The sequence below is a fragment of the Flavobacterium coralii genome (assembly GCF_019891545.1).
In the GTDB taxonomy this organism is placed as follows: Bacteria; Bacteroidota; Bacteroidia; order Flavobacteriales; family Flavobacteriaceae; genus Flavobacterium; species Flavobacterium coralii.
In genome coordinates this window covers 266196-280788 of the sequence record NZ_JAHDIU010000001.1, presented here as the reverse complement: position 1 = coordinate 280788, position 14593 = coordinate 266196, and the positions used below count along the sequence as shown (strand labels likewise).

The following is a 14593-nucleotide window of genomic DNA, read 5'->3' as shown; positions in this document are numbered from 1 at the left end:
ATTTTGACTAAATGAAAAAACTACTCTGTATACTGCTCCTGATACCTGTGCTTGCAATGGCTCAGGAAATTGCCGTTCTCAAATACTCCGGCGGGGGCGACTGGTATGGTAACCCTACATCGCTGCCTAACCTTGCAAAATTCTGTAACCAGAATATCAGCACAAAACTTAATACCCGCACTGCAACGGTAGAAGCCGGCAGCCCGGAGCTCTTCTCCTACCCTTTTGTGCACATGACAGGGCACGGTAATGTGGTTTTTAATGATAATGATGTGGTTAACCTGCGGAATTACCTCACTTCGGGCGGTTTTTTACATATAGATGATAACTATGGTATGGACCAGTACATTCGCCGCGAGATAAAAAAGATATTCCCGGATAAAGAACTGGTACAGGTTCCAGTAAGCCATGAAATTTTTAAAGGGCCTTTCTCCTTTCCGAAAGGGCTGCCCAAAATACACGAGCACGATAACAAAACGCCACAAGCATGGGGTATTTTTATTGAAGGCAGGCTGGTACTGCTTTACACGCTTGAAACCGACCTTGGCGACGGATGGGAAGACCAGGAAGTGCACAACGACCCGAAAGAAGTACGCGAAAAAGCATTAAAAATGGGTGCTAATATTGTCAACTACGCTTTTAATAACTGATTTGCAAAAGAGTTAGCTTAAACGAAACCTGCTTTGTAAGTTTTACTTTTCTTAATCTTGTATTAATGCCCCGCACTTTAGCAATATTTTTTTTACATTCGGTACAAAATGCAACTACATGATAACCTCTAAAACTATTGCAAACGGAATACTAAGGGCATTAGCCATAGCATTGGGTGTTTATATACTGCTCATGTTCTTATTTAAGATAAAAGCAGTACTAATATACCTGTTTATTGCACTTATTGTTACCATGATTGCCAGCCCTATTGTTGGCTTTCTTAAGCGGAAGCTTAAATTTCCGCATATTGCGGCTGTTATAACCACGCTTGCATTTTTTATACTGCTCATGGCAGGGTTTATTATGCTGTTCGTGCCACTCATTATTTCTCAAAGTGAAAACCTTTCTTTATTAGATACTGCAAAACTTGAGCAGGATGTAGTTAACCTTGTTAACCAGGTTAATGACTATTTTTCCGGATATGATATTGATACCCAAAAAATAATTAGTGATTCTAACCTTACATCTAAGCTGAATTTTAATTTCATCCCTGAGTTTATTAACTCACTCCTGGGCATATTAAGCGGGTTTGGTATCGGCTTTGCTTCTGTACTTTTTATCACATTTTTCTTCCTTAAAGATTACAAGCAGATGGATAAAGGCTTCAGAAAGCTTCTACCCATGGACCACGCCGACAGGATTTTAAGCTCACTGCGCAAAATTGACTACTTGTTGAGCCGTTATTTTATTGGGCTTATATTGCAAATGGGCATATTGTTCGTATTATACCTTATAGTGCTGCTTATTTTTGGGGTAGAAAATGCATTTATAATTGCATTTATAACTGCCTTCCTTAATATTATACCTTATGTAGGGCCGCTTATTGCTACCGCGCTGGTAATAGTACTAACCATGCTTGGCCTTATGGGGCCCGAAACACAGGGCGAAATGCTGTCTACCACCCTTTATGTAGTTATAGGCTACAGCATAGCACAGGTAATAGATAACAACGTGAGCGCACCGCTTATCTTCTCGAACAGTGTAAACTCACACCCGCTGGAAATATTCCTTGTTATACTGGCAAGCGGTTTTGTTTTCGGTATATTGGGGATGATAGTTGCCGTACCGCTTTATACCGTATTAAAGGTTATTGCGAAAGAGTTTTTCCCACATAACCGTGTCGTAAAAATGTTAACCAAAGACCTGTAATTTGAACCCGAAATTACTCGAACCGGAAGTACAACGTTTTATAAGAGAAAATACAACCTCAGATGTAACAGCGCTTGCCCTGCAAAAGAACCCATTCCCTTTTTTAGAGTGGGCAGAGGTTCTCAACCAGGTTGCAGCACGACAAAAAGCAAAAGACAAGCTGCCGCTTTGGTTCAATACAGACCATATCATATATCCTACCAAAGTTTCAGTAGAGCAAACATCTTCAGAAAAGGCGGCACAGTATAAAGCCTCTCTTGTAAGTGGCGACAGCCTTATAGATTTAACCGGTGGGTTTGGGATAGACGATTTTTACTTTTCCAAAAACTTTAAAAAGGTAGCGCACTGCGAAATGAGTCTTGAGCTCTCTGCAATAGCACAGCATAATTTTAAAATGCTGGAAGCTGACAATATAGAATGCATACCCGGCGACAGTACCGAAACATTAAAAATGCTGAATGAGCAGTGGGATTATATTTATATAGATCCGTCGCGCAGGAATGACATAAAAGGTAAAGTCTTTTTGCTGAAAGACTGCCTGCCCAACGTGCCGGAGCTGCTTGACTATTATTTCAGCTATAGCAAAAATATTATAATTAAGACAGCACCGTTACTTGATATTACTGCCGGGCTTAATGAACTGCACAGCGTAAAGCAAGTACATATTATTGCTTTAGATAATGAAGTAAAAGAATTACTCTGGATACTTGAAAAAGGTTATGCCGGAGATGTAATAGCCGAGACCATCAATATTACAAAAGAGGGTAATGAAGTTTTTAATGTGCTGCATAATGATGATGATGGTATTGCCATTTACAGCCTCCCTCAACATTATTTGTATGAGCCTAACAGTGCCGTTATGAAATCAGGGGCTTTTGATGCTGTTGGTAAGCATTTTGAGATTAATAAGCTGCATAAACATACCCAGCTTTTTACCTCTGATAAATTAATTGGTTTTCCCGGGAGGCGGTTTATAATTGATGGAGTGCTGCACTATGGCAAAAAAGAGATGAAGAGCCTTGAAGGGCAAAAACTCAACATTACCACCCGGAACTTTCCTGTCGCAGTGGCCGAACTGCGAAAGAAATGGAAACTTAAAGATGGTGGCGACAGGTATGCTTTCTTTACCACTAATCTTAATAATGATAAAATTGTGTTACTTTGCAGCAAAATTTAATAATGAAGAAACTGCTACTGCTTTTACTGCTTATTACTTATACAATTAACGCAACTGCCCAGACAGATAACAAGGATTGTGAATTTACTGTAGAAAATAATGAAGACGGCACAGAACTTAAAACCACCCGCGAATACCTGATGTATGAAAAAGTGTTTGGCGGCAGTGCACAGTTCATGTTCTTTTCGCTTACCAACAGTGGCGGTACACCGTTGCTTAACTTTCAGTTGCTGGCAAAAAGCAAAGATTTCCCGAAACTTTATTGCCTGGATAAAAATTCTAAAATATATGTGCAGCTTACTAATGGTAAAGTAGTAACATTTATAAGTGCTGTTGACGACAGTTGTGCAGGGCTTATATATGACGCAGCCGAAAAAAATAACCTAAGGGTATTGTCAGGTACGTTTCTCTTTACAAAAGGCTCTATAGAAGACTTAGAGTCAGCTAATATTACTTTTATCAGGGTTAAATACACTACAGAGACAGTTGATTACCCTATACGTTCTGAGATTGACAGTGAAACTATGAAAAGGGAATATTTTCCTGAAGTGTATTTTAAAAATTACCTGAAATGCCTAAAATAAAAATATGTAGTATATTGAGTGTTAAACACTTTAAATTTAGGTTGTAAAAAAATTAAAAAAACTTACCATAATTGTTGCACTTATTAGAATAAAAAAGTTACATTTGCAACCGCAAAAAGGCTAAGCCTTGATGCTTAAGGAGAGGTGCCGGAGTGGTAACGGAGCAGATTGCTAATCTGTCGGCGAGCAATCGTCGCCAGGGTTCGAATCCCTGTCTCTCCGCTTCTTTCGGGGTGTAGCGTAGCCCGGTCATCGCGCCTGGTTTGGGACCAGGAGGTCGCAGGTTCGAATCCTGCCACCCCGACAAGTTGCATATCCCGCTTAAGGCGGGATTTATTTTTAATGCGTGTAACGTATTAGGGTCGCGTAGCTCAGCTGGATAGAGCACCTGCCTTCTAAGCAGGCGGTCACAGGTTCGAATCCTGTCGCGATCACTACCTTAAAGCCCTGTTTTACAGGGCTTTTTCTATTTTATAGCAGCACACAAATAGACTTTTCTATACATTTAGTGTCAGTTCTCTTACTTACTTTTTACTTTTTCTTTACTTATTACGCTGCCTACTGATAACAAATACTCATCCACAATCCCTTTATACTAATTTTCAGGTAGCAAATAATAAAGAAGCAATACATATAACGTAATGACATTATACTTTTGAAGTAAAATAGTATCATGAAAAAAATTACTTCTTTAGCACTTACTTTACTTTTTGGAGCAGCAGTATATAGCCAGGAAGCTGCTTGGATAAAAACACCTGCTATAAACCTCAGCATGAACCCTCAAATGGTAGGCTATTCTACCACTACTGATGCACAGGGCAATGTATATTTTTTAGGGTTTAAAGATGATGCTGTGCCCTATAACAGTATAATGGGCAAGCTCCACTTTATAAAATATACAGCCGATGGCGAGCCTGCTTTTATTAAAGAAATTACGGGTAAGGCAGCATCTCACTGCATAGCGGCAGATTCGGAAGGCAATACCATTATGGCTTTAAGCTATATAGAAACCATTACAGTAGATGATGTAACGCTCACTACAACAAACGGAGAAAAATGGCTGCTGGCTAAGTTTAATGCAGAGGGAGATTTAGTATGGTATGAGCCTATTGAGCTGAACGAAACAGAAGGCAGCGATGTGAATGAATTCAGTGCAATTGCAGTTGATGAAAACGACACCATATATATAGGATATGGTAACTTCATGAATTCCTATATTTCAGCATATTCTAAATTCAATAATTTTCTTTACACAATTGAGCAGTTAAATGTAGGCAGGATAACGTCTTTAAGTGTTGACAGTGAAGGCAACATATACAGCGCCGGCTCCTGTAGTAACTTTAATGCTACTTTTGCAGGTGTCACTGAAGACTCAGGATTTGCTTATGATACCTATATAGCCAAATATTCCAACACAGGTGTTTACCAGTGGGTAAAGTTCTTAGAAGATATAACCTGCCCCGCTATGCAGGTGGTAACCAAATCGCCTGATGAAGTCTATTTAAGCGGTAACCTCTTTGAAAATATACTGTTTGATACTATACAGGCGGAAGGGCCGGTGTCCGGTTTTGAAGACTTTTTTGTTGCAAGGCTAAATGCAGAGGGTAATTTTGTGTGGGTGCGCGAAGTGCCGGGCAGTGGTATAGCAGTTCCGGGACACAGAAACTTTCTGGATATAGACAGCCAGGGGAATGTTTATTTTTCAGGCTCAACTGCAATAGACATTAACTGGGGCAATGGTATAAGCACTAACAGCGGCACTACAGGAAGGGATGTACTTGTATTAAAGTATAACCCTGACGGCGAAATAGTTAAAGCCTTTACAGCCACAGGAGACGGTTTTAATCGTGCAGATGCAGTTTCAGTAAACAATAACGGAGACGTATATATGACAGGTATGGCCTTTGGCGATATTACATTCGGAAGTATAACACATACATCAGCAACAGGGCAATATTATCCGTTTTTAGCTAAAATAGCCGCTGCAACAATGGATGTGCAAACTCCAAAATCGGTAAAGCCGCATGTTTACCCTAATCCTGCAACCGATATTATTTACTTATCTGCTACCGGTACAGACAATATGCAATGTACTGTTTATAATACTTTAGGGCAGATGGTTAAGCAAGTAACCGTACAGCAGGGTGAGCCTTTGGCTGTAAAAGAATTACCTTCAGGTGTTTATACAATTATAATAAACGGATTTGAGTCGGTAAAATTTATAAAAAAATAAGTTTTTTACTCCATAAAAAAATTTAGCAGTGTGCCTTAATTTGGCCCGCTGCTTTTTTTATTAACAATTATTAATGTTGCCGTAATAATGTAGTTATGAAGCTAATTAATATTTATTAAATAGTTAATAATCAGTTTTTTAGTAACATTAACATAATAAATTCTTAGCTAAAAAAACGTTTTAGTAAATGGCTTTAAGATTAATTTTGGATACTAAAGCAACAAACCCTGCAGGTATAAAAAGCTTTAAAACAACTATTTATCCAACTCTTAATCTTAATTATTATGTTTAAAAAAAGATTATTAATAGCCCTTGCCTTCGCTGGTATTACCGGGCTTTCTTTTGGTAACCTGAATACCATAACGGGAATTTTCGGGGCATCTTCTGCCATTGTAGAATGTACAGGAGGTGGTTCAGAATCATTTACTAACATTGGCACTGCCGCAACAAACTACGCTACACGCACCTGGACAGGTGATAACGGTGTTAGCTGGCAGGCTACTGATGCAAGGACCGACCAGACTTTAATAGGTAAGGCAATTGCAGTGCGCACAGGTACTGTAAAAACTACCTCTACAATTACAGGCGGTGTAGGTACTATCAGTTTCGACTATAAAAGGGTTTTTTCAGGAAACTCAACTTTAAAACTTTTTGTAAACGGTGTTCAGTATGGTGGTAATATTACTGTTTCTTCAGAGACTCCAACTACTTTTACCCAGTTAGTAAATGTTTCTGGCAATGTTGTTATAGAACTTCAAAACAGCGGTAACAGGACTGTAATTGATAACGTACAGTGGAACTGCTATTCTGCCGTTTCTGCACCTGAATTACAGATAGCTGATGCAGGTAACAATAACTTTGACTGCGAGAGCCTTACTGTAAACTTTGGTTCTCACCCGGTAAACTCTTACAATGATGCTATATTTTACATCAAAAATACAGGTACACAAAACCTGAATGTAAGCAGCCTTACACTAAGTGACACCATCAACTATTCAGTTGTTTCTCCAACAGGCTCATTCTCTGTTGCTCCATCCAATTCTTCTATAGTACTTGTTCGTTTTGAAGGTACTACAGCAGGCCAAAAACCGGCTACCCTTACAATTGCAAGCAATGATGCCAACGAGGCTGAGTGTGTAGTTAATCTTACCGGTACAGCTCTTGGTGCATGTGTTGCTCCTGCTGATACTGATGAGATAGATGCAACCAACGTTACTGCTGCATCTGCTGATATTACTGTAACAGGTACAGTAGCTGATAACTATCTTGCTGTAATCAGCTTTAACAGCTCTCTTACTGCTAACCCTTCAGATACTGTTAACTATGCTGTTAACGATACTCTTGGTGGAGGTGTTGTAGCTTATGTTGGTGCTGCTGCTGAATTTACACTATCTGGCCTTGAAGAGGACAGCGACTACAATGTGTTTGTTTTCCCTTTCAATAATGTTGACTGTACAGGTGGACCGCTTTATGCTGCCAACCCTGCAATAATCGGATTTACTACTCCTGTTGCTCCATGTATTGGCGCTAACGAAACGTTCTCTAACATGGGAAGCAACCTTAGCAGCTATGCTGTAAGGACATGGACAGGCGATAACGGCGTTGAGTGGGAAGCTACTGACGCAAGGACAGACCAGGAACTTAACGGCGATGCTATTGCCATAAGGACAGGTTCTCTTACTAACACTACACCGGTAACAGGCGGTATAGGTACACTTACTTTTAGCTATGCAAGAGTATTTACTGGTAACTCTACACTTAAGGTATTCGTAAACGGTGTTCAGTACGGTTCTGACGTAACAGTTTCAGAAACTACACCTTCTGAATATTCAGTTGTTGTTGACGTAGCCGGAGATGTTACTGTAGAAATAGAAAACAGTGGCAACAGGACTATTATTGATGACGTGGTTTGGAACTGCTACCAGGTACCAACTACTCAGGAAATACAACTTCTTGACAGCAACCTTTCTGCCCAACAGTGTGGCAACTTTAACCTTGAGTTCGGTAACGTACTTGCAGGTGTAGATAACGAGCGTACATTTACAATACAAAACAGGGGTGCTTTAGATCTTACTATTAGCGATCTGATTGTTAGCGACAGTACTTATGCTGTTGTTAGCCCGGTAAATACATCTTTTGTTATAGCTCCTCAGGGAACTCAGGATGTTACTGTAAGGTTTAACAGCGCTGCCGCTGCGGTATATCCTGCTACACTTACAATAGTTAGCGATGACGCTGACGAGTCTAACTGTGTTGTTAACCTTAATGCTACTGCACAGGTTGCATGTGTTGCTCCTGATGCTGACGGATCTGTTGACTATGCTAATGTTACTGATACATCTGCTGATGTAACTGTTACAGGTAACTCTGCCGCTGACGGATACCTTGCTTTAGTACTTATATCAGGTACAACTGTTGGTACGCCTGTAGATGGTACAACTTATACTGCCGGAAGTACTCTTGGAGATGCTACTGTAGTATATTCAGGCAGCAGCGCAAGCTTCTCTGTAGCTGATCTTGCTGCTTCAACTGCTTACCCTGTATACATCTTTACTTACAACTCTGTTGACTGCTTTGGCGGCCCGGTATATTCTGCAACAAGTATTATAGATGAACTACAGACTACTGAAGCTCCGTGTATTGGTGGTTCTGAATCTTTCAGCAACATGGGTACAAACCAAAGTAACTATACTACAAGGACCTGGACTGGTGACAATGGTGTTGTTTGGACTGCTACAGACGCAAGGACTGACCAAAACCTTAATGATGATGCTATCTGTGTAAGGAATGGTTCTTTAACTAACGTAACTGCTGTATCAGGCGGTATCGGTACACTTACATTTAACTATGCAAGGGTATTCAGCAACAACTCTACGCTTAAGGTATTTGTAAACGGTGTTCAGTTTGGTGGCGATATTACAGTATCAAGCACTACTCCTACCCAGTTCTCTGAAGTAATCAATGTAACAGGCGATGTTACTATTGAAATAGAGAACAGTGGTAACAGGACTCTCATAGATGATATAGCTTGGGATTGTTATTCTGGTTCTTCAGCAAGGCAGGCAATGCTTCCTGCAGAAGATACTAAAGATGCCAAAGAAAACAACTTTACTGCCGGTTCTTCAGAAGTAATGCTTTATCCTAACCCTAACAACGGTGAGTTTATGGTAGAGCTTCCGTCTACAGAAGCTAACGCTGATGTAACTGTATTTGATGCACTTGGCAAAAAAGTACTTTCTAAAAAAATAACCGGAAGGGAAAGCCTAAAAATGGAAAATGCCGTACAAGGTGTTTACATGGTGGTTATAACATCTGGTGAAAATGTTGTTACTAAAAAAGTGGTTATAAAATAATTGCTTACAACATAAATTTAAAAGGAACGGGAGGCATGCCTCCCGTTTTTTTATTTATCTGATTTTAAGACACTTAACATTACCTTTTATAAAACTTTATGCTTTCATAATGTTTTCTTTATCACAATTTTGGCTTTTAATGTGGTACTTTAGCCCAATATAATCAGGTTCCGCAAAATACATAACAATAAAATAAGGCTGTCATAATAAACTTATTAATTTGTTCTTGTAACTTGCGCGGCATTTTCAGCAATAGTAAACAAAAAAGAATCATCTATGAAAAAAACTACATCGCGACTAAAATTATCGGGATTGTTGCAGGCACTCATGCTCATGTTGTGCCTTAGCGCTACTGCACAAATTTACCAGCACGATTTTGGCACTACGCCAATAACGAGCTATCCGTATACAGTTGCGCCAACAGTTTCAAGTCCGGATATCTCAAATTCTGAATGGACAAATAATTTAGGCATCTGGGTAAGCTATACAGGCCAGTCAGGCCAGGCACTTGGGCATCCGGCTGCTACTGCGGGAGCCACAATGACACTTACATTTAATGTGGCACCGGGTAAAGAATTAAGTATAGCATCATATAACTTCTGGAGGCAACGCTCTACGGTAGGCCCTCAAAACTGGAGCATGGCCATTAATGGCACAGCAGTAGGTAGTGGTACAGTACCCTCTACGGGTGCTGCAATAGGTACTACAGCCGTTACAAACCCTGTTACCGGGCTTACTGGCACTGTAAATGTTGTTATTACCCTTACCAATCCTTTAGGAAACGGTTCTTTCGCTTTAGATAACTTTACACTTAACGGTACAGTAACCGATGCGTGTGTGCCGCCAACAGTAGCCTCTATAAGCCCTGCAAGCGGTCCGGCTGAAACAGTGGTAACCATAAACGGTAGTGGCTTTACAGCAGGCACAGGCACAACAGCCGTGTCTTTTAACGGTACCCCTGCTGCTGGTTTTACCGTTGTTTCTAATGAAATGCTTAAAGCGGTAGTTCCGCATAATGCAACTTCTGGCCCTATAACAATTACAAGTAATGGCTGTGAGGCAGATACAGCTTCATTTACCATTTTAGCTTCAGACTGCCCTGATCTTGGCAACTCTACGGAAGTATTTATATCAGAACTATATGACCATACCCCCGGTAGTTATGGCATGATTGAGCTATACAACCCTACACCTAACACAATTACCTTTGGCGGACAATATGTTTTGGAAAGGTATGGTACAATTGGCGATGCAGCACCATCTTCAACGGTAACACTTCCTGGCTCTATAGCGCCATTTTCTACTTATCTTGTTATAAGTAATTTTGGAGATACTCCGGGATGTTCTAACACACCACAGGCAAGTATTTCAACAGGTATCAATGCTAATGATGAGATAAAACTTCGCAAAAGCGGTGTAATTATAGATATAGCAAGAGCTCCTAACGATACAGGCTATGATGTTATAAGAATACCAAATGCTCAGGCACCTAATGTTACTTATAATACAGGAGACTGGAACTTTATTGACTTTGATCCTAATATTGACAACTGCACAAACCTGGGTATCCATAATATTCAGCTTTCTAATGTAATAGTACAAGAGCCGGTAAGCCAAAGCGTTTGCGAAGGTGAAGAAGCGGTATTTACAGTTCAGATAACCAACCCAACAGGTTTTACTTACCAGTGGAAAACACTTAATGCTTCAGGCGTTTGGGTTAACGTTACTGACGGAGCCGACTTTTCAGGAGCTACTACCAATACACTAACTGTACTGGATGCAATGATGTCGCTTAACGGCAGCCAGTACTATTGCGAAATAGAATCTGCTTCGTGTACACTAATAAGCGATGCGGCTCAATTAACTGTTTCTCCGCTGCCTGTTGCAGTAGTTATACCTACCGCGCCAACCTGTACGCCAAACAGCGGAAGCATACAAATTACAGCTTCTATAGGTGATGATTTAACTTATAGCCTTAACGGAACTGATTTTAGCGCCAATACTACCATTACAGGATTAAATCCGGGTACATATACTTTATATATACAGTCCTCTACAGGATGTTTATCAACTATGCCGGTTATAGTGCCTCCGTCGCCGCTTGCGCCCGATGTAGCCATTACTACGGTAACCCAGCCAAGCTGTACAGTAGCTTCGGGAAGTATAGAGATAACGGCTCCGTTAGAGGCCGGTTTAGAATACAGCATTAACGGAACAGATTTTCAGACAAGCCCGTTATTTGAGAACCTTGCAGGAGGTACTTATACAGTAACCGTTCAAAACGCTTTAGGATGTGTATCTGTAACAGCACCAATAGTTATTGATGATGCTCCGGTAATTCCGGCTGTTGCCACAACAACTGTAACACAGCCAACCTGTACAACAGGAGGCATTATAGAGGTTACCGCTCCGCTTGGCGCTGATTATACATACAGCATAGACGGGCTCGACTTTCAGGCCACAACAACATTCTCAGGCCTTGCACCGGGTACCTATACGGTAATTGTTAGCCATATAGACGGATGTACATCTGAAACTTCTGATATAATCATCAACCCTACACCTGCAGGCCCTGCAATAGCTACCACTACTGTTACACAGGCTACCTGTACTACAGGAGGCAGCATAGTAGTAACTGCACCGCTTGGGGCAGGTTTAGAGTACAGCATTAATGGTACTGATTTCCAGACAGGAACTACATTTAATAATGTGATTGCAGGTACATATACAGTAACAGTACAAAACGCAGACGGATGTACATCTGAAACTGCTGATATTGTTATAGACCCTGCACCTAATGCACCTGCAGTAGCAACAACTACCGTAACACAACCAAACTGTACCACAACTACAGGTACAATACAGGTTACAGCACCTCTTGGCGCAGGTCTTGAGTACAGCATTAACGGAACAGATTTCCAGACAGGAACTACTTTCAGCGGACTTGCAGCAGGTACTTATACCGTAACGGTAATGAATGCTGACGGATGTATTTCTGAAACTACGGATATAATCCTTACTCCTGTTTCTACTCCTGCAGTAGCTACAACCACAGTTACACAGCCAACCTGTACTACAGCAGGTATTATACAAGTTACCGCACCGCTTGGGGCAGGACTTGAATACAGCATCAACGGTACAGATTTCCAGACAGGAACTACATTTAGCGGACTTACTCAGGGAACATATACTGTAACAGTTCAAAATGCAGAGGGATGTACATCGGTTACTTCCAACATAACTATTAATGCCGCTCCTGCCGCACCGGCTGTTGCAACAACTACTGTAACGCAGCCAACCTGTACTACAGCAGGTATAATAGAAGTTACCGCACCACTTGGGGCAGGGCTTGAATACAGCATTAACGGTACAGATTTCCAGACAGGTACTACATTTAGCGGGCTTACTCAGGGAACCTATACAGTTACAGTGCAAAATACAGACGGTTGTACATCGGTTACTGCAAACATAACAATTGATGCTACACCAACAGCACCTGCTGTTGCAACAACTACTGTAACACAGCCAACCTGTACTACAGCGGGTATAATAGAAGTTACAGCACCACTGGGTGCAGGACTGGAATACAGCATTAACGGAACCGATTTCCAGACAGGAACCACATTTAGCGGACTTACAGAAGGTAGTTATACTATAACTGTACAAAACGCGGGCGGATGTACATCTGTTACAGATGCTATCATCATTAACGAAGCTCCTGTGTTGCCTGATGCACCTGTTGTAACCGTTACTAACCCTGCGTGCGGCGAAACTTCAGGAACTATAGAGGTTACTTCACCTATAGGGGCAACTACCATGTACAGTATTAATGGTACTGACTTCCAGTTGAGCAATATATTTAATGTAGCTCCGGGTACTTATACTGTTACTGTTATGATCTCTATGGATTGTACTGCCTCGACATCAGGTATAGTTGTTGAGCCTGCGCCAACAACACCGGATGTGGCAGCCGTAACAGTTACGCAACCTACCTGTACAACAGCGGGTATTATAGAAGTTACCGCACCAACAGGAGCCGGACTGACTTATAGTATAGATGGTACTACATTCCAGTCGGCTACTACTTTCTCCGGCTTAACACCGGGACAGACTTACACAGTTACCGTTCAGAATGCCGGAGGGTGTACATCTGTAACTTCAGACATTATAATTAATAATATTCCTGCCGGCCCTGCCGTTGCTGTAACTACTGTTACACAGCCAACATGTGCCCTTGCAACAGGAACAATAGAAATTACAGCACCTATAGATCCTACATTTACATATAGTATAGACGGCACAACATTCCAGAGCGGAACTTTATTTACAGGTTTAGCACCGGATATTTATACCGTAACTGTTCGTAATGCTGACGGATGTACCTCTACAGTAGATGTTATAATAGACGAGCCTACAGGCGCAGAAGTAGCTACTTATATAGAAACACAACCTACCTGTACTATAACAACAGGTATGATTGAAGTGATTGCCCCTGCAGGAGCCGGATTTAGCTACAGCATTGATGGCGGTGCTAACTATCAGCCAACACGCTTTTTCGATAACCTTGCACCCGGCAGCTACACTATAACAGTACAAAATCCTGATGGCTGTACATCTGAAACTGAGGTTATCATTATTGATGAAGTGCCTACCCCACCGGTAGTAACAGGTGTACAGGGTTGTACTGAAACCACTTTTGGTACTACTTACCTGCTGGAAACAGCTGTTACAGGCAGTGCTTCTGAAATAGTTAGCTACACCTGGAGAAGGGGTAACAATGTTGTGGGCAGCGAAGAAACCTTTGATGCAAGCGCATATACCCTAAACAATAATATAGACGCTTCACAGTATCCGCTTGAGTTTACTGTTACGGTTACAAATGCAGCAGGTTGCGAAGCAACATATACTTTTAGTGTTGAGCATACATTCTGTATGATACCAAGAGGTATTTCTCCTAACAACGACGGTGATAATGACACATTTGACCTTACAGGTTTAGGTGCTACCAAAGTAACCATATTTAACCGTTACGGTAAAGAAGTGTACAGCAGGAGCAATTATATAAATGAGTGGATGGGTCAATCTGATAGTGGTGATGAGCTGCCTACAGGAACTTATTTCTATGTTGTTGAAACTGCAAGCGATTCTAAAACCGGTTGGGTATATATAAACAGAGAACAATAACAAAGTACAACTATAATGTAAGTAAAGCCGCTAAAATTTAGCGGCTTTACTTTTTATATATATTGAGTTAATAATTTATTTACATTTGAACGATAGTTAAATAATGTTTTGATAATAAGTCGGCTATCAAAAACTTTTAATTTTGGCCTGTTAATAAAGTCTTAACTCAAACTAAAATGGTATTGAAAAACAATACGTTACT

General features: G+C 40.8%; 7 protein-coding genes and 3 tRNA genes. All 10 read left to right on the top strand.

Going from position 1 to position 14593, the window contains the following annotated elements; all coding sequences use genetic code 11:
* Nucleotides 1-11: 11 nt before the first annotated feature.
* The 10 genes from KJK34_RS01270 to KJK34_RS01225 all read left to right on the top strand — a co-directional run bounded on the left by KJK34_RS01270 (nt 12) and on the right by KJK34_RS01225 (nt 14391).
* On the top strand, nt 12-650 hold the full coding sequence (locus KJK34_RS01270) for a DUF4159 domain-containing protein (protein ID WP_223052031.1): 639 nt from the start codon (nt 12-14) through the stop codon (nt 648-650).
* Nucleotides 651-768: 118 nt separating this feature from the next.
* Nucleotides 769-1860: an AI-2E family transporter gene (locus KJK34_RS01265; protein ID WP_223052030.1), complete on the top strand. Its 1092-nt coding sequence runs from the start codon at nt 769-771 to the stop codon at nt 1858-1860.
* Nucleotide 1861: 1 nt separating this feature from the next.
* Nucleotides 1862-3037, top strand: coding sequence for a THUMP-like domain-containing protein (locus KJK34_RS01260; protein ID WP_223052029.1), 1176 nt, complete (start codon nt 1862-1864; stop codon nt 3035-3037).
* 2 nt (nt 3038-3039) lie between these two features.
* Nucleotides 3040-3621 carry a hypothetical protein gene (locus KJK34_RS01255; protein WP_223052028.1) on the top strand — a complete coding sequence of 194 codons (582 nt, stop codon included), beginning with the start codon at nt 3040-3042 and terminating at the stop codon, nt 3619-3621.
* Between the two features lie 138 nt (nt 3622-3759).
* A tRNA-Ser gene (locus KJK34_RS01250) sits at nt 3760-3843 on the top strand.
* Between the two features lie 7 nt (nt 3844-3850).
* Nucleotides 3851-3925 (top strand) — tRNA-Pro (locus KJK34_RS01245).
* A gap of 56 nt (nt 3926-3981) precedes the next feature.
* A tRNA-Arg gene (locus tag KJK34_RS01240) sits at nt 3982-4055 on the top strand.
* Between the two features lie 239 nt (nt 4056-4294).
* The gene (locus KJK34_RS01235; protein ID WP_223052027.1) at nt 4295-5854 is read left to right on the top strand and encodes a T9SS type A sorting domain-containing protein; all 1560 of its coding nucleotides are present in this window, start codon (nt 4295-4297) and stop codon (nt 5852-5854) included.
* Between the two features lie 284 nt (nt 5855-6138).
* The gene (locus KJK34_RS01230; RefSeq protein ID WP_223052026.1) at nt 6139-9207 is read left to right on the top strand and encodes a choice-of-anchor D domain-containing protein; all 3069 of its coding nucleotides are present in this window, start codon (nt 6139-6141) and stop codon (nt 9205-9207) included.
* 276 nt (nt 9208-9483) lie between these two features.
* Nucleotides 9484-14391 carry a T9SS type B sorting domain-containing protein gene (locus tag KJK34_RS01225; RefSeq protein WP_223052025.1) on the top strand — a complete coding sequence of 1636 codons (4908 nt, stop codon included), beginning with the start codon at nt 9484-9486 and terminating at the stop codon, nt 14389-14391.
* Nucleotides 14392-14593: the final 202 nt, after the last annotated feature.